The sequence below is a fragment of the Streptomyces sp. NPDC020731 genome, assembly GCF_044334705.1.
GTDB lineage: Bacteria > Actinomycetota > Actinomycetes > Streptomycetales > Streptomycetaceae > Streptomyces.
In genome coordinates, this window is sequence record NZ_JBIRTN010000008.1 from 220,450 (window position 1) to 246,321 (window position 25,872).

The 25,872-nt window shown below is 74.1% G+C and carries 21 protein-coding genes; 3 read left to right on the top strand and 18 right to left on the bottom strand.

Translation table 11 applies throughout. The annotated features are described in order from the left end of the window. Positions 1 to 37: 37 nt before the first annotated feature. The 11 genes from ACH4VX_RS14905 to ACH4VX_RS14955 all read right to left on the bottom strand — a co-directional run bounded on the left by ACH4VX_RS14905 (position 38) and on the right by ACH4VX_RS14955 (position 12,501). Positions 38 to 703 (bottom strand): response regulator, encoded by a 666-nt coding sequence (locus ACH4VX_RS14905; protein WP_398367797.1) that lies wholly within the window; start codon positions 701 to 703, stop codon positions 38 to 40. Then, the gene (locus tag ACH4VX_RS14910) at positions 700 to 2,058 is read right to left on the bottom strand and encodes a sensor histidine kinase (RefSeq protein ID WP_398367798.1); all 1,359 of its coding nucleotides are present in this window, start codon (positions 2,056 to 2,058) and stop codon (positions 700 to 702) included. Before ACH4VX_RS14910 ends, ACH4VX_RS14905 begins: the two co-directional genes overlap by 4 nt. A gap of 142 nt (positions 2,059 to 2,200) precedes the next feature. Continuing rightward, positions 2,201 to 2,863, bottom strand: coding sequence for a response regulator (locus ACH4VX_RS14915; protein ID WP_398367799.1), 663 nt, complete (start codon positions 2,861 to 2,863; stop codon positions 2,201 to 2,203). Continuing rightward, the gene (locus ACH4VX_RS14920; protein ID WP_398367800.1) at positions 2,860 to 4,179 is read right to left on the bottom strand and encodes a sensor histidine kinase; all 1,320 of its coding nucleotides are present in this window, start codon (positions 4,177 to 4,179) and stop codon (positions 2,860 to 2,862) included. The genes ACH4VX_RS14915 and ACH4VX_RS14920 overlap by 4 nt, the downstream gene beginning before the upstream one ends. Then, complete coding sequence (locus tag ACH4VX_RS14925; RefSeq protein WP_398367801.1) at positions 4,172 to 5,356, bottom strand: acyltransferase; 1,185 nt, start codon at positions 5,354 to 5,356, stop codon at positions 4,172 to 4,174. Before ACH4VX_RS14925 ends, ACH4VX_RS14920 begins: the two co-directional genes overlap by 8 nt. Next, the gene (locus tag ACH4VX_RS14930) at positions 5,353 to 6,357 is read right to left on the bottom strand and encodes an alpha/beta hydrolase (protein ID WP_398367802.1); all 1,005 of its coding nucleotides are present in this window, start codon (positions 6,355 to 6,357) and stop codon (positions 5,353 to 5,355) included. Before ACH4VX_RS14930 ends, ACH4VX_RS14925 begins: the two co-directional genes overlap by 4 nt. A 151-nt stretch (positions 6,358 to 6,508) precedes the next feature. After that, a complete protein-coding gene (locus ACH4VX_RS14935; RefSeq protein WP_398367803.1) occupies positions 6,509 to 7,378 on the bottom strand; it encodes an alpha/beta hydrolase in 870 nt (289 codons plus the stop codon). A 161-nt stretch (positions 7,379 to 7,539) separates the two neighbouring features. After that, positions 7,540 to 8,733: a kynureninase gene (gene kynU / locus ACH4VX_RS14940; RefSeq protein ID WP_398367804.1), complete on the bottom strand. Its 1,194-nt coding sequence runs from the start codon at positions 8,731 to 8,733 to the stop codon at positions 7,540 to 7,542. Further along, a complete protein-coding gene (locus ACH4VX_RS14945) occupies positions 8,726 to 9,559 on the bottom strand; it encodes a tryptophan 2,3-dioxygenase family protein (RefSeq protein ID WP_398367805.1) in 834 nt (277 codons plus the stop codon). The genes kynU and ACH4VX_RS14945 overlap by 8 nt, the downstream gene beginning before the upstream one ends. Before the next feature lie 147 nt (positions 9,560 to 9,706). Continuing rightward, entirely contained in the window at positions 9,707 to 11,134 is a 1,428-nt protein-coding gene (locus ACH4VX_RS14950) for an MFS transporter (RefSeq protein WP_398367806.1), read from the bottom strand. Between the two features lie 50 nt (positions 11,135 to 11,184). After that, a complete protein-coding gene (locus ACH4VX_RS14955; RefSeq protein WP_398367807.1) occupies positions 11,185 to 12,501 on the bottom strand; it encodes an FAD-binding oxidoreductase in 1,317 nt (438 codons plus the stop codon). A 117-nt stretch (positions 12,502 to 12,618) separates the two neighbouring features. On the opposite strand from ACH4VX_RS14955, the gene ACH4VX_RS14960 reads away from it, so the two are divergent. Beyond that, the gene (locus ACH4VX_RS14960) at positions 12,619 to 15,876 is read left to right on the top strand and encodes a BTAD domain-containing putative transcriptional regulator (protein WP_398367808.1); all 3,258 of its coding nucleotides are present in this window, start codon (positions 12,619 to 12,621) and stop codon (positions 15,874 to 15,876) included. Continuing rightward, positions 15,873 to 16,292 carry a DUF3151 domain-containing protein gene (locus ACH4VX_RS14965; RefSeq protein ID WP_398367809.1) on the top strand — a complete coding sequence of 140 codons (420 nt, stop codon included), beginning with the start codon at positions 15,873 to 15,875 and terminating at the stop codon, positions 16,290 to 16,292. The genes ACH4VX_RS14960 and ACH4VX_RS14965 overlap by 4 nt, the downstream gene beginning before the upstream one ends. 9 nt (positions 16,293 to 16,301) lie before the next feature. Here the strand turns inward: ACH4VX_RS14965 and ACH4VX_RS14970 are convergent, their stop codons facing one another. The 7 genes from ACH4VX_RS14970 to ACH4VX_RS15000 all read right to left on the bottom strand — a co-directional run bounded on the left by ACH4VX_RS14970 (position 16,302) and on the right by ACH4VX_RS15000 (position 23,847). Further along, a complete protein-coding gene (locus ACH4VX_RS14970) occupies positions 16,302 to 17,768 on the bottom strand; it encodes an MFS transporter (RefSeq protein ID WP_398367810.1) in 1,467 nt (488 codons plus the stop codon). Between the two features lie 60 nt (positions 17,769 to 17,828). Continuing rightward, entirely contained in the window at positions 17,829 to 18,860 is a 1,032-nt protein-coding gene (gene fbaA, locus ACH4VX_RS14975; protein WP_398367811.1) for a class II fructose-bisphosphate aldolase, read from the bottom strand. A 149-nt stretch (positions 18,861 to 19,009) separates the two neighbouring features. Then, positions 19,010 to 19,582 carry an orotate phosphoribosyltransferase gene (pyrE, locus tag ACH4VX_RS14980; protein ID WP_398367812.1) on the bottom strand — a complete coding sequence of 191 codons (573 nt, stop codon included), beginning with the start codon at positions 19,580 to 19,582 and terminating at the stop codon, positions 19,010 to 19,012. Between the two features lie 10 nt (positions 19,583 to 19,592). Next, on the bottom strand, positions 19,593 to 20,381 hold the full coding sequence (locus ACH4VX_RS14985; RefSeq protein WP_398367813.1) for an aldose 1-epimerase: 789 nt from the start codon (positions 20,379 to 20,381) through the stop codon (positions 19,593 to 19,595). 249 nt (positions 20,382 to 20,630) lie between these two features. Then, positions 20,631 to 21,461: an SRPBCC domain-containing protein gene (locus ACH4VX_RS14990; RefSeq protein WP_398367814.1), complete on the bottom strand. Its 831-nt coding sequence runs from the start codon at positions 21,459 to 21,461 to the stop codon at positions 20,631 to 20,633. 87 nt (positions 21,462 to 21,548) lie between these two features. Then, positions 21,549 to 23,222, bottom strand: coding sequence for a polyamine aminopropyltransferase (locus tag ACH4VX_RS14995; protein ID WP_398367815.1), 1,674 nt, complete (start codon positions 23,220 to 23,222; stop codon positions 21,549 to 21,551). A 106-nt stretch (positions 23,223 to 23,328) separates the two neighbouring features. Next, on the bottom strand, positions 23,329 to 23,847 hold the full coding sequence (locus ACH4VX_RS15000) for a DUF2617 family protein (RefSeq protein ID WP_398367816.1): 519 nt from the start codon (positions 23,845 to 23,847) through the stop codon (positions 23,329 to 23,331). A gap of 767 nt (positions 23,848 to 24,614) precedes the next feature. Between ACH4VX_RS15000 and ACH4VX_RS15005 the strand changes: the two genes are divergently transcribed. Beyond that, on the top strand, positions 24,615 to 25,802 hold the full coding sequence (locus ACH4VX_RS15005) for a pyridoxal phosphate-dependent aminotransferase (protein ID WP_398367817.1): 1,188 nt from the start codon (positions 24,615 to 24,617) through the stop codon (positions 25,800 to 25,802). Positions 25,803 to 25,872 lie beyond the last annotated feature (70 nt).

The window sequence follows — 25,872 nt, forward strand, 5'->3', positions numbered from 1 at the left end:
ACGGACGTTAGCCCGGCGCCCCGCCCCCTGGCCAGGGTCAGCCGGGGGTGACCAGCCGCGCCTCGTAGGCGAACACCGCCGCCTGGGTGCGGTCCCGCAGGCCCAGCTTCACCAGGATGCGGCTCACGTGCGTCTTGATCGTCGACTCGGCCACCACCAGCCGCCCGGCGATCTCCGAGTTCGACAGGCCCTGCGCGATCAGCACCAGCACCTCCGTCTCCCGCTCGGTCAGATCGCCGTACGCCGCCTGCGCGGACGGCATCAGGCGCGGGGCCTCGGACAGCTTGGAGAACTCGGTGATGAGCCGTCTGGTCACCGTGGGGGCGAGCAGTGCCTCCCCGGACGCGACGACCCGTACCCCGTCGGCGAGCTGGCGGGCGGAGGCGTCCTTGAGGAGGAAGCCGGAGGCGCCCGCGCGCAGCGCCTGGTAGACGTACTCGTCGAGGTCGAAGGTGGTCAGCACCAGCACCTTCGCCGCGCCGTCGGCGGCGACGATCTCCCGCGTCGCCTCGATGCCGTTCAGCTCGGGCATGCGGATGTCCATCAGGACGACGTCGGGGGCGAGCTCGCGGACCCGCTCCACCGCCTCCCGGCCGTTGACGGCCTCGCCCACGACCTCGATGTCGGGCATCGCGCCCAGCAGGACCGAGAAGCCCTCGCGCACCATCATCTGGTCGTCCACGATCAGGACACGGATCGTCATGCGTCACCTTCGTTCACCGAGGCGACCGGCAGGAACACCGCGACCTCGTAGCCCCCGTCGGCGGACGGGCCGGCCGTCATCTCGCCGTTCAGCATGGTGACCCGCTCCCGCATGCCGGTGATGCCGTGGCCCGCGCCGGGCGAGGGCTTGATCAGGTCCGGCTCGGGAGCCGGGTCGTTCACGACGCGCACGCCGAGTCCGCCGAGGACGTACCCGATCTCCACTCGGGCGCTCGCGCCGGGCGCGTGCCGCAGGCTGTTGCTCAGCGCCTCCTGCACGATGCGGTACGCCGACAGCTCCACGCCCTGGGGCAGCTCCCGCACCGCGCCGGTCACCACCTTCTCCGCCTCGAGACCGGCGTCGCGCACGTTGACGAGCAGGGCGTCCAGGTCGGCGAGGGTGGGCTGCGGGGCGTCCGGGGCCTCGTAGTCCTCGGCGCGGACCACACCCAGGATGCGGCGCAGCTCGGTGAGGGCGGCCACCGCGTTCTCGCGGATGGTGGCGAAGGCGCGCTCCAGCTCCGGCGGCGGGTTCTCCACCCGGTAGGGCGCGGCCTCGGCCTGGATGGCGACCACCGACATGTGGTGGGCGACCACGTCGTGCAGCTCGCGGGCGATGGTGGTGCGCTCCTCCAGCGCCGTGCGCCGGGAACGCTCGTGCGCGGTCACCGTCTGCTGGGCGGTCACCTCCTGCTCGGCGGTGCGACGGACGTGCCAGAGGCAGACCACGAGCAGGGCGAAGGCGGACGTCACCATCATGGGCGCGCTGTTGGTGTAGTAGTACGACCCGCCGAGGACGCCGTCCGAGAGGAAGGCGTACACGCCGGTCAGGGCCCACATCCAGGCGGCGGTGCGGGGCCGGGTGCGCAGCGCCACGACGACCAGCACCGCCAGGTGGCAGACGAACGCGCCGGGCATCCACGGCCAGTCGCCCTGACCGCTCTTGATCAGCGCGACCACCGGGGTCACCCCCAGGGACAGCCAGAACGCGCCGACCGGCCGGATCAGCGTGGTGAGCACCGGGAGCGCGCACAGCAGACCGATCAGCAGGGCCATCACGTCCCCGCCGGGCAGGCCGCTCGACAGCGCGCCGGCCATCAGGGCGATCAGCGCCAGCGCCCCCACCACCGCGTGCGGGAGGTGCTGCGCGGCCGACCGCAGCCGGGCGGGCAGCCGGCGGACGAACGGGCCGTCCGTGCGCCGGGGCGGCAGCGGGCGGTAGGCGAAGGGGTCGCGGAACAGGTCCTGGCGCAGTCCCCGCAGGGAGTTCCGGGCCAGCCGGTACTCGGGGCTGCGGGTCCCGGCCCCGTCCTCGCGCGGGGCGGCCGGGGGCTGCTGGTGAGTCGTCTCGGTCACGCTCACACGGTAGGCCGACCGGGTGGTCGCGGTCGTCCCCGCTGAGGCGGGTTCCCGGGCGTCCGTCTCAGGTACTACGCGGGTCACGGCGCGTTGCTCCTCAGTACCCGGAGGTCGGTACCCGGAGGTCAGTACCCCGAGGTCAGTACCCGGAGGGGCGGATCAGCCCGGACTCGTACGCGAACACCGCCGCCTGGGTGCGGTCCCGCAGGCCCAGTTTCACCAGGATGCGGCCGACGTGCGTCTTCACGGTCTGCTCGGCCACCACCAGCCGTACCGCTATCTCCGCGTTGGACAGGCCCTGCGCGATCAGCGCGAGCACCTCCGTCTCGCGTTCGGTCAGCTCCCCGACGCGCTGTCTCAGCGGGGTGCGGGGGCGGGCGTCCAGCCGGGAGAACTCGGCGATCAGCCGGCGGGTGATCCCGGGCGCGAGCAGGGCGTCCCCGGCCGCCACCACCCGTACCGCCTCGGCGAGCTGGTCGGCGGAGGCGTCCTTCAGCAGGAACCCGGACGCCCCGGCGCGCAACGCCTCGTACACGTACTCGTCGAGGTCGAAGGTGGTCAGTACGAGGACCTTGATGTGCGGGGTGGCGGTGGTGATGAGAGCGGTCGCCTCGATGCCGCCGAGTTCGGGCATGCGGATGTCCATCAGGACGACGTCCGGGGCGAGTTCGGCGACCCGTGCGACCGCGTCCACTCCGTTCACCGCCTGGCCGACGACCTCGATGTCGGGCTGCGTGTTGAGCAGCACGGTGAAGCCCTGCCGGACCATCTGCTGGTCGTCGGCGACGAGTACGCGGATCATGCGGTGCCGTCCTGGGGAAGGGGGTCGGTGGCGGGCGGAGCGGAGACCGGGAGGTAGGCGTCGACCTTGTAACCCCGGCCGGCCCAGGGGCCGACGGTCAGCCTGCCGCCCAGCATGACGGCCCGTTCCCGCATGCCGAGCAGCCCGTGCCCGGCGCCGGAGGACGGCGGTGCCTCCCGCTCCGGGCCGGTGTTGACGACCGCCACCCGCAGCCCCCGCGGATCGTAGGCCAGGGTGACCTGGGCGGTCGCGCCGGGCGCGTGCCGCAGCACGTTGCTCAGCGCCTCCTGCACGATCCGGTACGCCGACAGCTCCACGCCGGACGGCAGCGGGCGCCGTTCGCCGGTGATCTCGGTGGTCACGGTCAGTCCGGCGGCACGGGTGTTCTCCACCAGCGATTCGAGACGGTCGAGGGTGGGCTGCGGGGCGTCCGCGCGCTCGCCGGGGGCGGGGTGTTCGGAACGCAGCACGTCCAGGACGCGGCGCAGCTCGGTGAGCGCCTCGACGGCGTTCTGCCGGATGCCGGCGAGGTTCTCCTTGAGTTCGTCCGTCGGGTCCTGCACGAGGTGCGGGGCGACCTGGGCCTGGATGGAGATCACCGACATGTGGTGGGCCACCACGTCGTGCAGCTCCCGCGCGATCCGGCTGCGCTCCTCCAGGAGGGTGCGCCGGGCACGTTCCTCGGCGGTGAGCGAGGTCTGCCGCGCGAGTGCCGTGCGGGCCACGCGGCGGCTGCGCAGGGCCATGCCGAACATGACGACGACCGTGAACAGGATGACGGCGAGTCTGCCGGTCGGCTGGAAGTTCGGTGCACCGACCACGCCCTCGACGAGGTAGGTGGCGAGCGCCGTCAGCGCCAGGGTCTCCAGGGACACCCTGGGACGCACGCGCAGGGAGAGCAACAGCAGGACGAACAGGTGGGCGATCATCCCGGCCGCCGTCCAGGGCCAGGTGAACTCGTCCTCACCGGCGGCCATCAGGGCCCGCACCGCGAACTGCCCGAGCAGCATGGCCCCTGTCGACAACCACCACGCCGGAATCGGCCGCCACAACGCGAGCACCATCGCGCCGGCCTCGGCGAGGGCGATCACGAAGGCGGTCATGCCGCCGAGCCCGCCGTTCTCGTCGAGCTGGGCCGTGTCACCGAGCAGCACGCCCAACGCGGCCAGGCACACGATCCCGTGCGGCAGCCAGCGCAGCCAGGTCGACGGCGGCAGGGGGTCGACCCGCGCGGTCCACAGGTCGTCCCGCAGGACCCCCAGCCACCGCCGGACGAGCCCCGCCCCCTTGTCTGTCACGCGGTTCAGCCTAGACATGCCGTACGTCCTTCGTCACCGGCCGGTGGGAGCGGACCACCCGGGACCGCCCGCGCCGCCCGCCTCCGCCCCGCTCCCAGGACCGGAACGCGGACCGGCAGACCACGAGGGCGAGGCCGAACACCGGCAGCCACACCAGCCGGGCGGCGACCCAGCCGAGGCCGTCGGGGACGGTGTGCAGGCCGGGGAGGCGGCCGGCCAGGAGGCCGGTGGCGGTGGTCGCCATCAGGGCGGACTGGTGCCAGAGGAAGATCGTCATCGCGGAGAGGTTGACCATCGCCACCGCCGCCCACGCGACCGGTGCGCGCATCGCGCCGCGCAGCCGGTCCCGCAGCAGCAGCGCGAGCCCGCACTGGGCGAGGCCGAAGGTGACGGCGGCCAGTGTCGGCGGGTTGAGGTTGGAGACCCCGGCGCCCGGGACGCCGACCATCGACGCCGGGTAGCCGGCCCAGGCGACCAGCGCGGCCGTCGCGGCCGTACCGGAGACGAGGAGGATCCAGCCGGACCTGCGGCGTTCCAGCTCGCCGCGCGTCCAGGCCGCGCCCAGGGTGTACGGCACCAGCCAGCCGGCCGCCAGGTTCAGCCAGCCGAGCCGGTCGGGGGCGCCGAGGCCGAAGCGGAACAGGTCGACGTGGAGGACGACGGCGAGCGGCCACAGCGGATGGAGGCGCGTCAGCAGCGGGGTCGCGGCGGTGAGGGCGGCGAAGACCAGCAGGAACCACAGCGGTGACAGGGCCAGTTTCACCAGCGTGCGGGTGGTGGCGTACTCGGCGCCGGAGAGCAGCAGCGCGACCGTGACGACCGTCCACAGGAGGAGGACGGCGGCGACCGGTTTGAACAGCCGGGCCAGCCGCCCGTGCAGCCAGCGGTGGTACGGGATGCCGCGGGCGCGGGACGAGGCGTACCCACGGGTCGCCACATGGCCGCCGACCAGGAAGAACACGGCGAGGGTCTGGAACGCCCAGGACACGGGGGCCAGCCACGGCAGGTGCTGGAGCGGGCTGGCGGTGCGCAGGGTGCGGCCGTCCGAGACGAGGGCGGTGACCAGCCAGTGGCCGAGGACGACGCCGAGGACGGCGCCGGCGCGCAGGGCGTCCACGGCACGGTCGCGGTGGTCGGGGGTGGCCGCGTCGACGCGTCCGGCGGCGTCGCGTACCGAGGCTGCGAGGCGGCTCATGAGGTCACCGTCCGGGTCTGGCCGAGGACGATCCGGGTGAGGTTGGCCAGGGAGGCGGAGCCGGGGGCGAAGTAGTCGCTGTGGCCGCCGTCGCCGGCCGCGAAGACCCGGGCGCCGAACGCCGGGGAGACGGGGTCGGTGCCGAAGCCGACGGTGGTGCCGAGGAGGTCGGCGCTGAGGTGCGGGACGTTCCCGATCCAGTCGTCGGCGCCCCGGGCGGCCCAGATCCGGGCCCGGGTGTGCAGGGCGGCGGCGGTGTCGGCGCCGGTGCCGGGGCTGCCGAGGAGGGCGATGTCGTCGACGTCGAGACCGTCGGCGGCTTCGGCGCAGACGACGGAGCCGTAGGAGTGGCAGAGGAGGGAGACACGGGCCCGCGGTCCGGCGACGGCACGCACGTCGCTCACCGCGTCGCGCAGTCGGGGTGCGGCTTCCTCCGCGCGGTCGGTGGTGGCGACGGTGGTGCTGATGGTGCCGGGGGTCTCGTAGCCGAGCCAGGCCACGACCGCGGTACCCGCACCGAGCCGCTCGTGCAGCGCGAGGGCGGTGGCGCGGAACCGGCCGTAGGTGTCGATGCCGGTGTCGGAACCGGGAACGAGCACGGCGACGCGGTCGGCATGCGCGAGATCTCCGAGCACCTCGGTGACCAGCCCGGGCCCCCGCCCGTCGAAGGCCAGCAACTGCCGCCCGGCCAAGGCCCGGTCGGCGGCGGCCCGCCCCCGGTCCCCGTACTCGTCGGCCATACGGGCCGCCTCCTCGGCGTTGCCCCGGTTGGCGGCGTAGATCCCCCCGAGGGTCGCCGCGGAGGGCGCCGCGAGCACGGCGGGCCCCGGCGAGGGCACCCGCGCCCGACCCGCCCCGGCGAGGGGCACGGCCACCGCGCAGGCGACGGCCACCGCAAGCACCCCACGCCACCACCGCCGCCCCCGCGATCCGCGGGCAGTCGTGCCACCGCTCCCGCGGGCAGTCGTGCCGCCGGGGCACCCCTCACGCTCGCGCACCATGGTGGTCGTACCTCCCCCTCAGCCCGCCCATCGGGCCTACCAGGAAAGGAAGTTACGGAGCCGCGTACGTAACCCGCGTCCCGCCGGGGGACTCACCTGCGGGGTAGCTCTCAGGTACTACGGGTATGACCGGGTGGAGCAACAAGAGTGCTCACCAGGCGAGTTGGGCGATCTCCTCCGCCACCACCGCACACGCGTCCGCCACCGGATCGATCAGCGGAAAGTGCCCCACGTCCTCCAGCAACGTCACCCCCACCACCTCCCCGGCCTTCGCCGCCGCCTCCGCGTACGACTCGGCGACCGCCTGCGGAACCACGACGTCGGTACGCCCCTGCACCAGGGTGGTGGCGATCCCGGTGGGCAGCAGCAGCGCAGGGTCGGCATGCGGCCGACGCTCGGCGAAATGGTCGTCACCGCCCAGGAGCTGGCGGCCCGCCCCACCGCACACTCCCAGCTTGTCGGCGACCTCGAAGTCCGCGATCGGCGCGAGGGCGACCACACCGCGCAGCGGCGCGGGCCCGTCCGTGCGCCAGGGAGAGCCGGCCGGCAGGACGTGCCTCGCGGCGGCCCACAACGCCAGGTGACCACCGGCCGAGTGACCGGTGAGCACGACGCGCCGCGGGTCGGCCTGCGGCACGTGCACCCGTACCAGCCCCGGCAGCGCGTCCATCGCGGCGGTGACGTCGTCGAAGGTGTCGGGCCACCGCCCCGCGACCGGATCGCCACCGCCCGGCTCCCCCGCCCCGCGCCGGTATTCGACACTGGCCACGGCGAAACCCCGCCCGGCGAGAAAGGCCGCGAACGGGCTGATGTGCCGCCGGTCGTACGGCGTGCGCCAGGCACCCCCGTGCAGGACGACCACGACAGGCGCGGGCCCGCCCTCCCCACGCGGCGCGTAGAAGTCGATCAGCTGGTCCGGGTCGTCGCCGTAGGCCACCGTGACATCGGGGTCCACGGGTGGGTGGGAGAAGGCCGACTCCTCCTCGGCGGCGGTCCGGGCGGCTGCGACGTCGTCCGTCATGCTTCAACCTCTCAGCGCTGCAACGTGGGTGACGGACCGGAAGGGAACGCGGCCGTTCGGCCGGGACGGTATCAGCACGCCCACGTGCCCCGACATGGGGATGTCACGCTCGGTCAGCGGACCCGGGGGCGATCTCGTACGACATCGCCCCCGGACCCCGCCTACGCCAGAACCTCCGCAAGCACCCGCGCCGCCCGCTCCACGTCCGCGAAGCCGACGTACAGCGGGGTGAAGCCGAAGCGGAGCACGTCCGGGTGGCGGAAGTCGCCGACCACCCCCCGCTCGATCAGCCGCCTCATCACGTCACCGGCGTCCGGACAGCGCAGGGCGATCTGGCTGCCCCGCTCCCCGTGCGCCCGCGGCGTCAGGCACTCGACCCGGCCCTCGGGGACGTACGCCTCGACGCACTCCAGGAAGAAGTCCGTCAGCGCGAGGGACTTGGCCCGCACCGCGTCGACCGTCACCCCGTCCCAGACCTCCAGGGCCGCCTCCAGGGCGAGCATGGAGAGGATGTCCGGGGTGCCGACCCGCCCGCGCGCCGCGCCCGCCGCCGGTTCGTAGTCCGCACGCATGCCGAAGGGCTCCGCGTGGGAGTTCCAGCCGGGCAGCGGGGAGTCGAAGCGGTCCTGCAGATCCGCGCGCACATACAGGAACGCCGGTGAACCCGGTCCGCCGTTCAGGTACTTGTAGGTGCAGCCGACCGCGAGGTCCACGCCGTACTCGTCCAGCCCCACCGGCAGCGCGCCCGCGCTGTGGCACAGGTCCCAGACGACGTACGCCCCCGCCGCGTGCACGGCGGCCGTCAGCGACGGCAGGTCGTGCAGCCGCCCGGTGCGGTAGTCGACGTGGTTGAGCAGCACGGCGGCCGTACGCTCACCGAGCGCGGCCGGGACCTCGGACGGGGACACCGGACGCAGCGTGCAGCCGGTCGTCCGGGCCGCCGACCCGGCGATGTAGCCGTCCGTGGGGAAGGTGGTCGCGTCGACCACGATCTCGTCCCGCCCGGTACCGGTCAGCCGCGCCAGCCGCACCGCGCCGACAAGGGCCTTGAACACGTTGACACTGGTCGAGTCGCCGACCACCACCTGCCCGGCCGCCGCGCCGACCAGCGGCGCGATCCGGTCGCCGATCCGTTCCGGCGCCGTCCACCAGCCGCCCTCCGTCCAGGACCGGATGCGCAGCTCGCCCCACTGCCGGCGCACCACGTCCTCGACCCGGCCGGGGACGGCGACCGACAGCGCGCCCAGCGAGTTGCCGTCGAGGTAGACGACGTCGTCGAGGACGAACTCGGCGCGCTTTGGAGCCAGTTCGTCGGAGGAGTCCAGCTTCTCGGCCTTCATCGCGAACTCAGACATACGACCGCGCCGTCCACAGCTCGGGGAACACGCTCTTCTGCGCCCGCTTCTCCAGCCAGGCCACCCCGGCGGAGCCGCCCGTGCCGGTCTTGGCGCCCATCGCCCGGCGGGTGGCGACCAGATGGTCGTTGCGCCAGCGCCACACCAGCTCGGCGACATCGGTCAGCGCCTCGCCGAGACGGGCGACCTCGTCCCGCTCCTCGCCCGAGTAGACGGCCGTCCAGACGGCCTCCACCTCGGCCGAGGGCTCGTACTTCCGCGACACGTCGCGCCGCAGGACGTCGTCCGGGATCGCGTGCCCGCGCCGGGCGAGCAGCCGCAGCACCTCGTCGTACAGGCTCGGCTCGTGCAGCGCCTTCTCCAGCTCGGCGTGCACCCGCGGCGCGCCCCGGTGCGGGACCAGCATGGACGCGGACTTGTCACCGAGCAGGAACTCCATGCGCCGGTACATCGCCGACTGGAAGCCGGAGCCCTCGCCGAGCGCGCCGCGGTAGGAGTTGAACTGCGCCGGGGTGAGCCCGCTCAGCGGCTTCCAGGAGGCGTTCAGCGCCTCCAGCTCCCGTACGGACCGCTTCAGCGCGTCGACCGCGGTCGGGATGTCGTCCTCGCGCAGCGCCTTCGCCGCGGTCTCCCACTCGTGGACGACGACGGTGAACCACAGCTCCATGACCTGGGTGGTGACCAGGAAGACCATCTCTCCGGGGTCGTCGGAGAGGAGGTGCTGCAGATGGGTGAGGACGTCGGCCCTGACGTAGTCCTCGTAAGGGGTCGTGCCCTGGAAGTCGAGATGCGGGGTCTCGGGCTGCTCGTGAGCCTCGTGGGACATCGCTGTCTCCTGTACATGTACTCCGGGTAGCGGTCCGCCCCTGCCGTTACCGGCACGGGGGCCCCGGTCCCCACGGTGCATCCTGCGCAATCGTCCCCCACGACCGCAAGGCCCGCCTGCTCACAGGCGGGCCCCGGGACGGCCGGCTCAGCCCGGGACCCGGGACGCCGTCTTCGGCGAGGCGCCCCGCGCAACGGGCGCGGACGGTGCGGACGGTGCGGGCCGGGTGAAGCGCAGAGCCACCAGGGCCGTCACCGCCGTGCCCGCCGCCGCCGCGAACACCGCCGTACGCAGACCGGTCACCGAGCCCGCCGGACCCGCTACGGCGACCAGCACCGCCAGCCCGACCGCCCCGCCGAGCTGCTGCGTGGTGGAGGCCAGCCCGGCGGCGACACCCTGCTCGTGCGCCGCCACTCCGGTGCCCGCGGCGCCGAACATCAGGCTGTAGCAGGCGCCCTGGCCGATGCCGAGCACCACCAGGCCGGGCACCAGGGAGAGGTACGAGGCGTCCGCCGCCATCGGCAGCGCGGTCAGCGCCGTGCCCGCGGCGGCGACCGCGAGGGCCGTGACGATCGTGGCGCGCAGCCCGTACCGGTTGGCCAGCCGGCCCGCCGTCTGCGAGCCCGCCGCGATCGCGAGCGTCGGGACGAGGAAGGCCAGTCCGGTGCGCAGGGCGCTGTAGCCGTGCACGGTCTGGAAGTAGACCGTCAGGAAGTACAGCAGGGTGCCGAGGGTGGCCATGAAGGCGAAGGTGACGGCCATGGCGGTGCTCAGGTCGCTGTTGCGCAGCAGTCGTGGCGGCGTCAGCGGGTCCGCGCCGCGCCTCTCCACGGCGGCGAACGCGGTCAGCAGGACGAGTCCCGCGGCGGCGGCCGACAGGACCGCGGCCGAGGTCCAGCCGGCCTCCGGGCCCTGGACGAGGGCGAGGACCAGCAGTGTCGTCCCGGCGGTCGCGGTCAGTGCCCCGGCGGCGTCGAACCGGCGGCCTGCCGTGCGGTGCCCCGCGTCGGGGGCGAGCAGCGGGAGGGCGAGCAGGGCCGCGAGGGCGGCCGGCGGCACGTTGACGTAGAAGACGGCGGCCCAGCCGAAGGCGTCGGTGAGCACCCCGCCGAGCAGCGAGCCGAGGATCATGCCGCTGCCGCCCGCGGTGCCCCAGACGGCGAACGCCCGGTTGCGCTCCCGTCCCTCGGTGAAGCTCGTGCCGACCAGCGTCAGTGTGGCCGGGAAGAGGAAGGCCCCGCCGACGCCCTGCACCGCACGGGCCGCGACGAGCAGCCGGGGGTCCTGGGCGAGACCTCCGGCCAGGGAGGAGGCCGCGTACAGGGACAGGCCGAGGACGAACATCCGGCGCGGGCCGAAGAGGTCGCTCGCCCGGCCGCCGAGCAGCAGGAATCCGCCGAAGGCGACGGCGTATCCGCTGATCACCCACTGCAGGCCGTGGGTGGTGAAGCCGAGTGCGGCACCGATCTCGGGGAGGGCGACGTACACGATGTTGTAGTCGACGGAGACGATCAGCTGGGCGAAGGCCAGCAGGGCCAGCGTCCGGCCGGGACTGCGGCGTGTGGTGGTGGTCATGGTGTCTCCCGTGCCGTTGCGGTTCACGGTGTGCTTTCGGGGTCCGGCGGTCAGCCGAGGACGGGGAAGTTGGTGCGGAAGGTGCCGCGGGGGTCGCGCTCGCGCTTCAGCGCGCGCAGCCGGCCCAGCGCCTCGGGCGTGAAGGCGCTCGCGGCCCGCTCGCCGGGGGCGAGGAAGGTGTACGGCTTGCGGCCGCTGGTGTGCGGGGTGAGGGCGTCGGCCAGCTCGCGCTGCCGCTCCTGGACGGCCGCCGCCTTCTCGGGGGTGGCCGGGATGCCGAAGGTGTAGAGCAGGTACGGCTCGGTCAGCTCCCCGCAGGCACCGGCGTCCGCCGGGGGACGGGACAGCGCTCCGCCGAGGTGGCGCAGCTGCACGCTGAGCAGCGGGTCGATCGGCTCGACGAGCAGGGCCGTCGCCACGTCGTCGGTCAGCCCGGTCAGCAGTTCCGCGCGGGAGGAACCGGGGCCCGGGTCGGTCGGCTCGGCCGTAATGGTGCCCAGCTCGGCGACCGGGAGCGGGCCCCGGGAGTCACTGATCCGGCCGTCGATCTTCTCGAACGCCCGCAGCAGCGCCGCCGCCTCCCCGGCCGGTCCCAGATGGGTGGCGTCCACGGCGACCATCGCCGGGGCGCCGGGGAACTGCAGCAGGTCGTACCAGACGGAGAGCTCGTCCGGCGCGGCGGCGGTGACCTCGCGGTACGCGTCGAGCACGGCGGCCGCGGCGGCGGCCGGCCACAGCATCCGCCCGCCGTACAGCTCGGGTGCCGGAAGCAGGTCGAACTCGACGGCGGTGACGACGGCGAACTCGCCGCTGCCGCCGCGCAGCGCCCAGAACAGCTCCGGGTCGGTCCCGGCGGTCACCCGCCGGCGCGCGCCCTCGGTGTCCACGACGTCGAACGCGCGGACGCTGTTCGCGGCGAAGCCGTACGCGCGGCTGAACCAGCTCAGCCCGCCGCCCAGCGTGTACCCGGTGACGCTGACCACCGGGGAGCTGCCCGCGAGGCCGGTCAGCCCGTGCGGGCCCGCCGCCGTCAGGACCTCGCCCCACCGCACGCCCGCGCCCACCCGGGCCAGCCGCCGCTCCGGGCGGACCTCCACGCCGCCCAGACCGCCCGTGCGCAGCAGGACCGCGCCGTCCGTGTCGCCGGTGGCACCGTGCCCGCCGGGCTGGGCCAGGACCGCGAGACCCGCGAGGCGGGCCCGGCGGACCACGGCCGCGACGTCGTCGGTGTCCGCCGCGTCCACCACGGCCACCACCCGCTGGTCCACCGCGAGGTTCCAGGGGCGGCGCGCGGCGTCGAAGCCGTCGTCGCCGGGGGTGAGGATCCGGCCCTTGACGGCGGCCCGCAGATCGTTTCCGATGGTCATCGTTGTGTCCCTCTCGTCCGTCCCGCTGTGCGATGCCGCTAGCCTCGGCCCGTCCGTCTGGGGTCGAGCTGGGATCGGGTTGAGGTCGCGGGCCGCGGCCCGGAAAGGGGGCACACCGTGTCGGACCGTCTCGAGTTCCGGCTGTTCGGGACCGTGGAGGTCGCCGACGCGGCCGGGCGGACGCTGGATCTGGGCACGCGCAAGCAGCGCGCCCTGATCGCGATGCTGGCGCTGGAACCCGGCCGGGTGGTGTCCCTGGACCGGCTGATCGACGAGCTGTGGTCCGGCGAACCGCCCGCGCAGGCCACCCGCACCCTGCAGGCGTACGTCGCGCACCTGCGCAAGGTGCTCGAGCCGGACCGCACGCCGCGCACCCCGCCCCGGCTGCTGCTGACCCGGGAGCCCGGCTATCTGCTCGCCGCCGCCCCCGGCCGGGTCGACCTGGAGCGCTTCGCCGCGGGCGCGGACGAGGGGCGTGCGGCGCTGGCGCGCGGGGACCACGCCGAGGCGGTACGGGTACTGGACGGGGCGCTGGAGCTGTGGCGCGGGGAGCCCCTGGGCGAGTTCACCGACGAGCGCTTCGCCCGGCCGGTGGTGTCACGGCTGGCCGAGGTGCGGGCGGCGGTGGAGGAGGACCGCTACGAGGCGAGGCTGGCCCTGGGCGAGGCGGCCGCCTGCGTACCCGGCCTGGAGGCGCTGACCGGAGAGCAGCCGTACCGCGAGCGCGGCTGGGCGCTGCTGGTGCTCGCGCTGTACCGCACCGGCCGCCAGGCCGACGCGCTCGCCGCGTTACGCCGGGTGCGTGCCCGGCTCGACGACGAACTGGGGCTGCGGCCGGGGCCCGAGCTGCGGGACCTGGAGCAGGCGGTGCTCGGGCAGGCGCCCGAGCTGCGGCTCCCGGCGCCGAAGCCGCCGTCCCCCGCTCCGGTGCCCCGGCCGGCCGCGCGGGCCGACGGGCTCGTCGCCCGGGAGACCGAGCTGGCGCTCGCCGAGGAGCGGCTGGCCGCCGCGCGGCGCGGCAGCGGCGGCGTGCTGCTGGTGGCCGGGGAGGCCGGCATCGGCAAGACCCGGTACGCCGTCGAGGTCGCGGAGCGGGCGACGGCACGTGGCTTCACGGTGGCCCGCGGCGGCTGCGTCGACGGCACCGCGCCCGCCTTCTGGCCGTGGGTCCGGGTGCTGCGCGAAGCGGCCGGCGAGGCCGCCGGGGGCCTGCTGACGGACGGGGTGTCCGCGGCGGACCCGGACGCGGCCCTGTACGAGCGGTACGAGCGCGTCGTATCGGCGCTGCCCGCGGGCGGTGAACCGCTGCTGATCGTCCTCGACGACCTGCAGTGGGCCGACGTCTCCTCGCTGCGGCTGCTGTCCCACGTCGCCGGCGCCGTCGCGCGCCGGCCGGTGCTCGTCCTCGCCACCCTCCGCCCCGAGCCCGGGGACCACCCCGGCCCGCTGCGCGACACCCTCGGCGCGCTGGCCCGCCTCGAAGGCGCGGCGCGGGTGGAGCTGCGGCCGTTCACCGGCGCCGACGTGACGGCGTACCTGCGCGCCCGCGGTCTCGCGGAGGACCTGTCGCGGGCGCTGCTGCGCCGCACCGGCGGCAACCCCTTCTACCTGGGCGAGGTGCTGCGGCTGCGGCAGAGCGAGGGCGGGGTCGACGACGCGCTGCCCGCGGGCGTCAGGGACGTCATCGAGCGGCGGGTGACCCGCCTGCCGGAGGAGACGGCCCACCTGCTCCGCGCCGCCGCGGTGGCCGGCGCCGAGACGGACGCCGACCTGCTCGCGGCCGTCACCGGCCGCCCCGTCGAGGACGTACTGGACGGGCTCGAACCGGCCGTCGCCACCGGTCTGCTCGTCGAACCGCCGGCCGGCCCCGACTACCGCTTCGGCCACGCCCTCGTCCGCGACGCCCTCTACGCCGGGCTGCGCCGCTCGGACCGCGCCCGCCTGCACCTGCGGATCGGCGAGGCGCTCGAACCGCTGCTGCCCGCGGCCGAATCCGCCACCTTGGCCCGGCACTTCGCCGCGGCCGCCCGGGTCGGCGGCGCGCCCCGGGCGGTCGCGCACGCGTCGGCCGCCGCCCGGCACGCCACCGCGCAGCAGGCGTACGCCGAGGCCGTGGAGCTGTGGGAGCTGGCACTGTCCGTACTGCCGCCGGACGAGGGCGGGGCGGAGCGCGCCCGGCTGCTCACCGAGCTCGGCCAGGCCCGCCGCTCCACCGGCGACGCCACCGGCGCCGGCCGGGACCTGGACAGGGCCTTCGAGCTGGCCCGCGCATCCGGCGACCGCCGGGCCCTGACCGGCATCCTCACCGCCTTCGCCGCCCCCACCCTGTGGAACTGGCGCCCGTACGGCACCGTCCACCGGCCCGTCGTCGAAGCGATCGAGGAGCTGCTGGCCGGGCCGCTCGACGACCGCGACCGGGCCGGACTGCTCGGCGCCCTGGGCGTCGAGCTGCACTACAGCCCGCGCCGCGCCGAGGGCGAGCGGCACGCCGCCGACGCGGTCCGGCTGGCCCGCGGGCTCGACGACCCGGCGCTGCTCGCCCGCGCCCTCGGCAACTACCTCCTCGCGAGCTTCGCCCCGGGCCGCAACGCCGAACGCCTGCGCGCCGCGACGGAGATGGCGGCACTGCCCGGACTGCCCCGCTCCACCGAGCTGATCGCCCGCGCCTTCGCGATGGCCTGCCTGCTGCGCGCCGGCGACCTGCCCGCCTGGGAACGGGAACTGGACCGCTGCCGACGGCTGCTCAAGGAGGCGCCCCGCCCGGAACTGGAGTCGATCGTGAAGGTCGCCCAGACCGCCCGCGCCACCCTCGACGGACGGTGGGCCGAGGCGGAGGAACTGGCCGGCACCCACGCCTCCACCCGCTTCGCCGCCACACCCTGGGGCGCACGGTGGCGGACCCTGGTCACCACGTACACCAGCCGGCGCGCCCAGGGCCGGGGCGCGGAGCTCGCCGGGGACCTCGTTGCGGCTGCCGGGGAGCCGGACATGGTGCCGCTGCGGCCGGTCGCGGTCCTGGCCGTCGCCGAGGCCGGCCGCACCGACGAGGCCCACGAGCTGCTCACCCGCTGGGGTACGGACGTCGCGGACGACTGGACGGCCGACTTCCTGCTGCCCGTGTGGGGTCTCGTCGCCGCCCGCCTCGGCACCCCCGACCCCCGGCGCCTCTACGACCTGCTGGCCCCGCACGCCGACCAGTTCGTCGTCGCCGGCATGGGCACCGCGGCCTGGGGCCCGGCCCACCTCGTCCTGGCCGCCCTCGCCGGGCGTCTCGGCCGCCCGGACCTCGTGGCCCACCACACCGCGGCGGCCCGCGGCATCCACCGGCGTCCGGGGCCGGCGTCCGTCAACGAGGTGGCAGACTGGCCCTCATGACCACGCACCAGAACCTCCTCGGCGGACCGGACCCGACGCACCTGCCCGAGAACGAGAAGGCCTACGCGCTCCTCTCCGAGGAGTCCGCCCCGCCGGCGCAGGTGGCGGCGGACTACCCGACCTTCTCCCTGGCGTGGGCGATGCTCGCCGACGACGCCTTCCAGGCCGACCGGGTGGTCGAGTCGTACGCGTACGCGCGCACCGGCTACCACCGCGGGCTGGACTCGCTGCGGCGGGCCGGCTGGAAGGGCCACGGCCCGGTCCCCTGGAGCCACCGCGGCAACCGCGGCTTCCTGCGCTGCCTCGCCGCGCTCGCGCGGGCGGCCGAGGTGATCGGTGAGTCGGACGAGGCCGAGCGGTGCTGGACCTTCCTCAGGGACAGCAGCGAAGAGGCGTACACCGCGCTCAAGCAGTAACCCGGACCGCTACGGCTCCTTCCCCACTTCCGTCCCCGCCTCCAGCGGCGGCACCGTCACGCTCCCGTGCCTGCGGCACTCGGGGTGCCGGCAGTCCGGTGCCGGGCGGCGTACGGTCGCCCAGGCGATCGCCGATCCCACCACCAGGACACCCGCGCACAGGACCATCGCCCGCCGGAACGCGTCGTCGAAGGCGTCGGGGAGCCGGTAGGCCTCCGGACCCATCCCGGCGAGCAGCGGCAGCGCGGCCACCGCCACCAGGCCGGCCGCGCGGGCGGCGGCGTTGTTGATGCCGCTGGCCAGGCCCGCCCGTTCGGTGCCCACGGAGGCGAGGACCGTCGCGGTGAGCGGTGCGACCAGGGTGACCATGCCGAGGCCGAGCACCAGCAGCGCGGGCAGCACCTCGGTGGCGTACGAGGCGTCCGGGCCGACGCGCAGCATCAGCAGCATCCCGGCGGCGCACAGCAGCGGTCCGACGGTGAGCGGGATGCGCGGGCCGATCCGCTCGCCGAGTTCGCCGGAGCGGGCGGAGAGCAGCAGCATCAGGGCGGTCGTGGGCAGCAGGGCCGTACCGGCGGCGAGAGCGGACCAGCCGACGACGACCTGGAGCTGGAGCGCGGCGAGGAAGAAGAACCCGCCGAAGGCCGCGTACACGCACAGCGTGACCACGTTGACGGCCGAGAACTGGCGGGAGGCGAAGATGTCGAGCGGCATCATCGGGCGCGGGCGGCGCTTCTCGACGAGGACGAAGGCGACCGCGGCGGCCAGGCCGGCGACCGCGGTGACCGCGACGAGCGGGGAGCCCTCGTCGGCCTCGATCAGCGCGTACGTCACCAGCGCGAGGGCGATCGCGCCGAGCGCGGCACCGAGGACGTCGAACCGGCCCTCGGCCTTCCCGCCCGTCGACTCCGGCACGTGGCGTACGGCGACGGGGGCGCACAGCAGGGCGAGCGGCACGTTGAGCAGGAACACCCAGCGCCAGCCGGGCCCGTCCACCAGCCAGCCGCCGACGAAGGGGCCGACGGCCGCGCCGATGCCGCCGAAGCCGGACCAGAGGCCGACCGCGCGGCCCCGGTCGTCGGGGTGGAAGGAGGCCTGGATGAGGGCGAGCGAGCCGGGGGTGAGGAGCGCCCCGCCGACGCCCTGGAGGGCGCGGGCGGCGATGAGGATGCCGGCGTCGGGGGCCAGGCCGCACAGCAGCGAGGCCGCCGCGAACCACAGCACGCCGACGACGAACACCTTGCGCCGCCCGAACCGGTCGCCCAGCGCCCCGCCGAGCAGGATCAGCCCGGCCAGCGTGACCATGTACGCGTTGACGGTCCACTGCAGGGCGGCGAGGTCGGCGTCCAGGTCGCGGCCGATGCGCGGGAGGGCGACGTTGACCACGGTGGAGTCGAGCAGGGCCATGCTGGAGCCGAGGACCGTGGTGAGCAGGATCCACTTGCCCTGCGGGGAGGACAGCCGGACGTCGGGCATGCGGCGAGCATACGGAAGAGCCCGGCACCGCGGCGGGTACCGGGCTCGACGCGCGTCGTGCTACTTGATGCGGGTGCCGGTGGAGCGCAGGTTCTGGCAGGCCTCCAGGACGCGGGCCGACATCGACGCCTCGGCCAGCTTGCCCCAGGTGCGCGGGTCGTAGGTCTTCTTGTCGCCGACCTCGCCGTCGACCTTCAGGACGCCGTCGTAGTTGCGGAACATGTGGGCGGCGACCGGACGCGTGAACGCGTACTGGGTGTCGGTGTCGATGTTCATCTTCACGACGCCGTTCTCCAGCGCGGTGAGGATCTCCTCCGGGGAGGAACCGGAGCCGCCGTGGAAGACGAAGTCGAACGGCTGCGAGCCGGCCGGCTTGCCGTACTTGGCGGCGACGCCCTCGTTGAGCTCCTTCAGCAGCTCGGGGCGGAGGACGACGTTGCCCGGCTTGTACACGCCGTGCACGTTGCCGAAGGACGCGGCGAGCAGGTAGCGGCCCTTGTCACCGAGGCCGAGGGCCTCCGCGGTGCGGACCGCGTCGTCGACCGTGGTGTAGAGGGAGTCGTTGATCTCGTGCGTGACGCCGTCCTCCTCACCGCCGGTCGGGGTGATCTCGACCTCGAGGATGATCTTCGCGGCGCGGGCGCGCTCGAGGAGCTCCTGGGCGATGGAGAGGTTGTCGGCGAGGGTCTCCGCGGAGCCGTCCCACATGTGGGACTGGAACAGCGGGTTGCGGCCGGCCTTGACGCGCTCCTCGGACACCGCGAGCAGCGGACGGACGTACCCGTCGAGCTTGTCCTTGGGGCAGTGGTCCGTGTGCAGGGCGATGTTGACGTCGTACTTCTCGGCGACGATGTGCGCGAACTCGGCGAGCGCGACCGCGCCGGTCACCATCTCCTTCTTGTGCTGGCCGCCCAGGAACTCGGCGCCGCCCGTCGAGATCTGGACGATGCCGTCGCTCTCCGCCTCGGCGAAGCCGCGCAGTGCCGCGTGCAGGGTCTGGGACGAGGTGACGTTGATGGCCGGGTAGGCGAACTTCTCCGCCTTCGCCCGGTCCAGCATCTCGTTGTAGACCTCGGGAGTTGCGATGGGCATCTGTCCGCTCCTTAAGCGTGCGGTGTGGCGTACTGCGTGCTGTCGGCCCTGACCTGGAACCTTGGAAGCGACGTCATTGTCGCGCCCATCCTTCCAGACTCGGCCGGAAGGTCCATCCCGCTGTCCGCGGGCTGGTCGGGGCCGGCTGGTCAGTCGAGGCCGAGCTCGTCCTTGGAGTAGGCGAACAGGTACGGAACCCCGGCGCCCTCCTGGATCTTCTCGGCGGCACCGGTCGCCCGGTCGACGATCGTCGCGACGGCCACGACCTGGGCACCGGCCTCGCGCACGGCCTCGACGGCGGCGAGCGGGGAGCCGCCGGTGGTGGAGGTGTCCTCGACGACGAGAACCCGGCGGCCCTCGATGTCCGGGCCCTCGACGCGCCGCTGCAGTCCGTGCGCCTTGGCGGCCTTGCGCACGACGAAGGCGTCCAGCTTCCGGCCCCGCGCGGCGGCGGCGTGCAGCATGCTCGCCGCCACCGGGTCGGCACCCATGGTCAGCCCGCCCACCGCGTCGAACTCCAGCCCGTCGGTCAGGTCCAGCAGCACCTGCCCGACCAGCGGGGCGGCCTCGCCGTCGAGGGTGACGCGGCGCAGGTCAACGTAGTAGTCGGCCTCCAGACCGGAGGAGAGGGTCACCTTGCCGTGCACCACGGCCTTGTCCTTGATCTGCTGCAGCAGCGCGCCGCGTGTGCCTGGCGGCATTACTGCGTTGACGTCACTCATGACGGCCAGCTTAGAGGCGGGTCCAGGTCCAGGTCGTCGAGGCCTCCAGCGGATCCAGCGGGGTGACCAGGCGCGGGTGGGTGTTCAGCCCGTCGGGCGGCCCGGTCTGCGGCTCGACGCACACGGCCTCGCGCTGCTCGTCGTAGACCACGACCCACTCCTGGCGGCTGGTCACCCTGAGCTCCAGCTGCCCCGGCCAGGTGAGGGTGACGTCGACACCGCCGGGCATGCCGAAGCAGTCGTCCCAGGGGCCCGGCTCGGGGTCGATCCGCTGCCCGGTCGGCAGGTGGTCCTCCCCGCGCTCCTCCTGCCAGACGGGGGCGAAGTCGATCACCACGTCCTCCTTGCCGAGGTCGCGGTTGAACCACGGGTGCCAGCCGATCTGCGCCGGGAAGGACGACTCGTACGTCTCCACGCCCATCGTCAGCGTCAGGGAGTCCCCGGTCAGCGCGATCTGCTGGGTGACGCGCCCGGCGTACGGCCATGGCTCGACGAGGTCGTACGTGAGCACGGCCTCGTCGGTGTTCCTGCGGGCGGTGCGCCAGGCGGCGTCGCGGGCGGTGCCGTGGATGGCGTTCGGCGGGGCGTTGAGCGGCATCTGCCGCACGGCCGCGCCGTCCCGGAACCGTCCGTCCCGGATCCGTCCGCACCAGGGCACCATCGGGAAGCACCCGAACCGCTCCCCCTGCCGCAGCAGCTCGACGCCCCCGACCCGCAGCCCTCCGACCCGCCCACCGTTCCCCGGCAGCACGTCCACTTCCGCGTCACCCGCGGTCAGCGTGATGTGTTCGTTACTCACGTGACGACCCTACTGGGGTGATCAAGAGGGCGTCGCCGCAACGGTTCCCCACCCACCCGGCCTCCGCGGGCAGTCACGCCCCGCCAACCGCGCCCCCGCTCCCGCTTCCGCGGGCAGTCGGGCCTCCCCCCATGCCTCAAGGGGCTGGGCGGCACCCGGCAAGCGCCGGGCCGCGCGGCCCCCGCGACGCGAGGCGGCGGCCACCGGCACAGGTAGGCCCGGGTGACGCGAGGACCGCCCGTCAGGGGCTCAGTGGCGTCTGCGGAGCGCCCTGATCACGACGACCGCCGAGGCGACCGCCAGGGCCGCCGCCGGTGCGGCCCAGCGCAGGGGGGTGACGGAGGTGACGGTCTGCGGGGCGGGGACGGGGGCGTAGCGGCCGCGCGGCGGGGCGTGGTCCACCTCCTCGGCGCTGCGGCCGATCATCGTCCGCCGGGCGTGCGCCGCCTCGGCGACGGAGCCGTCGTCGTCCTCGTCGTCGTCCTCGTCGAGGGAGGGCGGCGGAACCTCCGCCTCGAAGACGGACGGGACATCCACGTCCGGGGCGGGCGGTGGGGCGTCGTCCGCGTCCGGGGTGGTCTCGAAGTCGGTCGTGGCCCGCGGTTCGAAGTCCCCCGTCGACAGGAGCTCGGGCGACTCCGGGCCGAAGGCCCGCTCCGCCGCGTCGGCCCCCAGGTTCTCCGCGAAGCGGTTCAGCAGGCGGGACACCGCCGAGGCCACCGCGTCCGGTGGGAGTTCCGTGACCCGGCCGTCGGCCGTCGCCGTGCCCTCGACCGTGAGGGTGGTGCCGCCCTCCGTGTCCCGCAGGCGCAGCCGCAGCGCGAGCTTCACCGAGCCGCTGCCGCGGGTCTCCGCCGCATCACCCTCGACGGCGTAGGAACCGTCGTCCCGTGCGGACACCCGTACGGCACCCCGATAGGTGACGGAGTGGCTGCCGACGCGGACCTTCAGCCGGCCGGCGACGGGATCCGCACCGGCGTCGTGCTGGAGCCCGGGCACCGCCCGGGCGACCCGCGCGGGATCGTCCAGCACCTCCCTGAGCCGCTCCGCCTCGACCGGAACGAACACCTCGTGCTCCATGAGTCCGGAGCCTACCCACGCGACGCCGGGCTGCACCCCCGTCGGCGGGAAGTCGCGGCGCGTCGGCGCGGAACGTAGTAAGGGGGCTCAGCCGGTGTACCGGGGGTGCACCAGCGTGGACGGCGGCAGACCGGTGACCCGGGTGCGCTCCGCCGCCCGGACGTCCGCCGCGAGGGAGGCGTCGGTGAGCGTGCGCGGACGTGGTCCGGCGGGGTCGAGGCGCGGCCCGGGGAGGTTGCGGGCGGCCAGGACGAACCCCCAGTCGCGGTGGGCGTGGGCGGTGGCCGTGGCACTCCGGTCGGGTCCGGCGGCGAAACCGGTCCGCCGGCCGCTCACCCGGTACGCGGAGGTACGGAACCCCGCCGTGCGGAGCGTCGAGTCCACCGTCCAGAAGTCACGGGGACGGGACACCACCGCACCCCCGTGCACCACGAGCCGGCCGCCGGGCGCCAGCACCCGCCGGGCCAGCCCGTAGAACTCCTGCGCGTACAGCTTGGTGCTCGCGGTGATCCCGGGATGCGGCAGGTCCGAGACGACGACGTCGTACGCCGCCGGGGGCGCCCCGCGCAGCCAGTCGAAGGCGTCCGCGGTGGTCACCCGTACGCGTGGGTCGTCGAGGGAGTGCGCGTTCAGCGCGGACAGCGCCGGATCGCGGCGGGCCAGCCGCACCACGCCCGCGTCGATCTCGACGACGTCGACCCGGTGCACGCCGGTGTGGCGCAGCACCTCGCGGACGGCCAGCCCGTCACCGCCGCCGAGGACGAGCACGTGGGTGTGCGGCCCGGTCATCGCGGGGTGCACCAGCGCCTCGTGGTACCGGAGTTCGTCCCGGCCGCTGACCCGCAGCCGTCCGTCGAGGAACAGGTTCAGGGGCCGCCCGTCCCGCCCGCCGGTGAGCAGTACCTCCTGGACGTCGGTCTGCAGGGCGACGCGTACGTCGGAGCCGTACATGGCGTGCCGGGCGGCCCGCTCGAAGTCGTCGACGAGGACGGCGGCCGAGGCGAGGACGACGAGCACGCACACGTTGGCGGTGACCAGCAGCCGGCGGGCGCGCCGCGTGAGGTCCTGCCGGAACAGCCCGAGCACCAGTGCCCCGCCGACGACCGCGTTGACCGCGCCGGTGATCAGCGCGCCGGTCAACTGGCCGAGCAGCGGCAGGAGCAGGAAGGGGAAGGCGAGCCCGCCGACGAGCGCGCCGACGTAGTCCGCGGCGGACAGGTCGGCCACCGCTCCCCCCGCGTCCTGCCGTCGGATCCGCTGGATCAGCTCCATCAGCAGCGGCACCTCGGCCCCGATCAGCAGCCCGGTGGCCAGGGAGAAGGCGACCAGCAGCGCGTGCGGGCCGCTCGCCCACACCCCGCCCCAGCCGCCCGTCCAGGCGAACACGGCGTACAACGCCATCGCACTGCACCCGCCGACGAGGGCGAGGGTCGCCTCGACGGCGCCGAATCCGGCCGCCGCATGCCGCCGCAGCCGTTTCGCGGCCAGGGAGCCGATACCCATCGCGAAGACCATCACGGACAGCACGACGGAGGTCTGGGCGACCGAGTCGCCCATCAAGTACGTGGCCAGCGCGACCAGTTCCAGCTCGTACACGAGTCCACAGGCCGCACAGACGAACACGCCCGCGAGGACCAGGAACCGCCCCGTACCCTGCCGCACCGGCAGCCGCAGCGCACTCCCCGCGTCACCACCGGGCCCGCCCGGCCCGTCCCAGGACTGCGCGGAACCGGGCGGTGCGGGGGCTTGCGGTTCGATCACTCCAGCGACGTTACGTTACGCCTCCACCGCACAACGTCACCCACACGTGTGGTCTTTGTTTACGCCTGTCCGATAGTGGTACGAGCAACGATCTCCCCGGCCGGCCTCACACCGCCGACCTCATCCGCACCCCCACCCTCGTCCGCGTCGCCACCAACTGCCCGTCCTGCGGGTAGGCGTGCCAGGTCCGCCAGTGAACCTGACCCCCATGGGACTGGGCGAGCATCGCCGTGAACGCGTGCGGACTGCCGGGGAAGACCCCGGCGAGACCCTGCGGATGGTCGGAGACCAGGGCCAGCAACTCCTGGGCACGGCCCGCGAAGGAGCCCGGGGAGAGCACCTCCACCCGGGCGGCGAACTCGTACTCCCAGTCGTCCACCCGCTTGGCCACGCCCAGCGGAAGCGGCGTACTGCTGCCCGGGATGCACGCCACCGTCTCCGAACAGAGACCCCGCTCCTCCTCCAGCAGCACCTGGTGAGAGGCCCCCAGCAATCTCAACTGAACCTTTCTTCCGGCCAGTTCGAGATCGAGTGTGGCCAGCGCGGGAAGCGGCTCGCGTCCCAGGGCCCAGGCGAGGTCGGCCGCGCGCGTGTCGGAGTAGGCGGTGTTCAGGGTCGTGAGCATGGATCGGCTCCGCGAGCACACAAGGAGAGGGAGACAAGGGGGTCCGCGCACCCCGGTCGCACCGGGGAACTCGGCCCGTCAGCCCGGTCACCCGGCCGGAAGAAGGGTCCGCGGGGAGTCCGAGGGCTGCGTCGGTGATTTATAGGCAATCATGAACTGTGGTGCCACCACAGCGTTTTTACCCAACTTCGTGGGCTTTCCATCCCCTGGGGGGCTCCTCAGCTCAACTGTTCAACCTCGGCGTACGCCCCGAGGTGACGGCGTACGCCGGTGCATGGTGTCCCGGAACAGCACAGCGGGGCCCGCCCCAGGTGCGGACCCCGCTGCCGCGGATACGTCATCCCCCGATGTGGAGGCGAGCTGCCCCGTGTCAGCCGCCTCCCCCACCGCATCCGCCGCCGCCCCCGCAGGACGACCCGCCTCCGCAGGACGAGCCGCTACTGCAGGACGATCCCCCACCGGAACTCGACGACGAGCAGGACCCGCCGCTGCCTCCACCGCCCGTCCACCAGCTGTCACTACCCCTGCCGCGACGGCCGGCGCCCACCCGCCGCGCGGGCCTGCGCGCCGCGTTCACGACCGCGACCAGCACCGCGAAGAGCACAACCAGGATGATGCCGATGACCATGACGTCACCCTCCTCTCGTTCCCCCGTGATCCCCCGAAGCGGCCCCCCGTGGGCACCTCGCTCACGTGTGTGACCGGGAGATGCCCTCCGCCCGCGCGGCCCAAAGCAGAGTTGAGGAACTCCAGAGCTTCGGCGCAGGATGACCGCCATGACCTCCAGCGCGCGCCCCCTCCTCAACCGCCGGCTCGCCGAGTTCGGGACGACGATCTTCGCCGAGATGTCCGCCCTGGCCCTGCGGACCGGCTCCATCAACCTGGGCCAGGGCTTCCCCGACACCGACGGCCCCGAGGAGGTCAGGGAGGCCGCCGTACGGGCCCTGCGGGACGGCCGCGGCAACCAGTATCCGCCGGGCCCCGGCATCCCCGAGCTGCGCACCGCCGTCGCCGCGCACCAGCGGCGCCGCTACGGCCTGTCCGTCGACCCCGACACCGAGGTCCTGGTCACCGCCGGCGCCACCGAGGCGATCGCCGCCGCACTGCTCGCCCTGGTGGAGCCCGGCGACGAGGTGATCGCCCTCGAGCCGTACTACGACTCCTACGCGGCCTGCATCGCCATGGCCGGCGGCACCCGCGTCCCCGTCACGCTCCGCCCGCGCGACGGGCGCTTCCACCTCGACCTCGACGAACTGCGCGACGCCGTCACCGACCGCACCCGCCTGCTCCTGATCAACACCCCGCACAACCCGACCGGCACGGTCCTCACCCGCGGGGAACTGACGGCGATCGCCGAGCTGGCGGTGGAACGCGACCTGCTCGTCGTGACCGACGAGGTCTACGAACACCTGGTCTTCGACGACGCCGAACACATTCCCCTGGCCACCCTCCCCGGCATGCGGGACCGCACGGTCACCATCTCCAGCGCGGGCAAGACCTTCTCCTTCACAGGCTGGAAGGTCGGCTGGGTGACGGCCGCCCCGCCCCTGGTCACGGCGGTCCGCTCGGCCAAGCAGTACCTGACCTACGTCTCGGCCGGCCCCTTCCAGTACGCGATCGCCGAGGCCCTCGCCCTGCCCGAGTCGTACTTCACCGGATTCCGGGACGACTTGTGGGCCAAGCGCGACGTCCTCGCCTCCGGCCTGGAGGAGGCGGGCCTCACCGTCTACCGCCCCTCCGGCACCTACTTCATCACCGCCGACATCCGCCCCCTGGGCGAGACCGACGGCATCGCCTTCTGCCGCGCCCTGCCCGAACGCGCGGGCGTCGTCGCCATCCCCACGGCCGTCTTCTACGACCACCAGGACATGGGCGCCCCGTTGGTCCGCTTCGCGTTCTGCAAGCGAACGGGGGTGCTGGAGGAGGCCGTGAAGCGGCTTGCCCGGCTCCACTGACTCGTCCGTAACGCGAAGCTGCGGTTCAGGAACGTGGGGCGACGGAGGCTACTCGGTGTCCTTCGGGTGT

Excerpts from the sequence above, each read along its gene's own strand:
- ACH4VX_RS14915 (WP_398367799.1), bottom strand. The coding sequence starts at position 2,863 with ATGATCCGCGTACTCGTCGCCGACGACCAGCAGATGGTCCGGCAGGGC.
- ACH4VX_RS14955 (WP_398367807.1), bottom strand. The coding sequence starts at position 12,501 with ATGACCATCGGAAACGATCTGCGGGCCGCCGTCAAGGGCCGGATCCTC.
- fbaA (WP_398367811.1), bottom strand. The coding sequence starts at position 18,860 with ATGCCCATCGCAACTCCCGAGGTCTACAACGAGATGCTGGACCGGGCG.
- ACH4VX_RS14965 (WP_398367809.1), top strand. The coding sequence starts at position 15,873 with ATGACCACGCACCAGAACCTCCTCGGCGGACCGGACCCGACGCACCTG.
- ACH4VX_RS14925 (WP_398367801.1), bottom strand. The coding sequence starts at position 5,356 with ATGAGCCGCCTCGCAGCCTCGGTACGCGACGCCGCCGGACGCGTCGAC.
- ACH4VX_RS14930 (WP_398367802.1), bottom strand. The coding sequence starts at position 6,357 with ATGGTGCGCGAGCGTGAGGGGTGCCCCGGCGGCACGACTGCCCGCGGG.
- ACH4VX_RS14970 (WP_398367810.1), bottom strand. The coding sequence starts at position 17,768 with ATGCCCGACGTCCGGCTGTCCTCCCCGCAGGGCAAGTGGATCCTGCTC.
- ACH4VX_RS15000 (WP_398367816.1), bottom strand. The coding sequence starts at position 23,847 with ATGCTCACGACCCTGAACACCGCCTACTCCGACACGCGCGCGGCCGAC.
- ACH4VX_RS14950 (WP_398367806.1), bottom strand. The coding sequence starts at position 11,134 with ATGACCACCACCACACGCCGCAGTCCCGGCCGGACGCTGGCCCTGCTG.
- ACH4VX_RS14935 (WP_398367803.1), bottom strand. The coding sequence starts at position 7,378 with ATGACGGACGACGTCGCAGCCGCCCGGACCGCCGCCGAGGAGGAGTCG.
- kynU (WP_398367804.1), bottom strand. The coding sequence starts at position 8,733 with ATGTCTGAGTTCGCGATGAAGGCCGAGAAGCTGGACTCCTCCGACGAA.
- ACH4VX_RS15005 (WP_398367817.1), top strand. The coding sequence starts at position 24,615 with ATGACCGCCATGACCTCCAGCGCGCGCCCCCTCCTCAACCGCCGGCTC.
- pyrE (WP_398367812.1), bottom strand. The coding sequence starts at position 19,582 with ATGAGTGACGTCAACGCAGTAATGCCGCCAGGCACACGCGGCGCGCTG.
- ACH4VX_RS14945 (WP_398367805.1), bottom strand. The coding sequence starts at position 9,559 with ATGTCCCACGAGGCTCACGAGCAGCCCGAGACCCCGCATCTCGACTTC.
- ACH4VX_RS14990 (WP_398367814.1), bottom strand. The coding sequence starts at position 21,461 with ATGGAGCACGAGGTGTTCGTTCCGGTCGAGGCGGAGCGGCTCAGGGAG.
- ACH4VX_RS14920 (WP_398367800.1), bottom strand. The coding sequence starts at position 4,179 with ATGTCTAGGCTGAACCGCGTGACAGACAAGGGGGCGGGGCTCGTCCGG.
- ACH4VX_RS14905 (WP_398367797.1), bottom strand. The coding sequence starts at position 703 with ATGACGATCCGTGTCCTGATCGTGGACGACCAGATGATGGTGCGCGAG.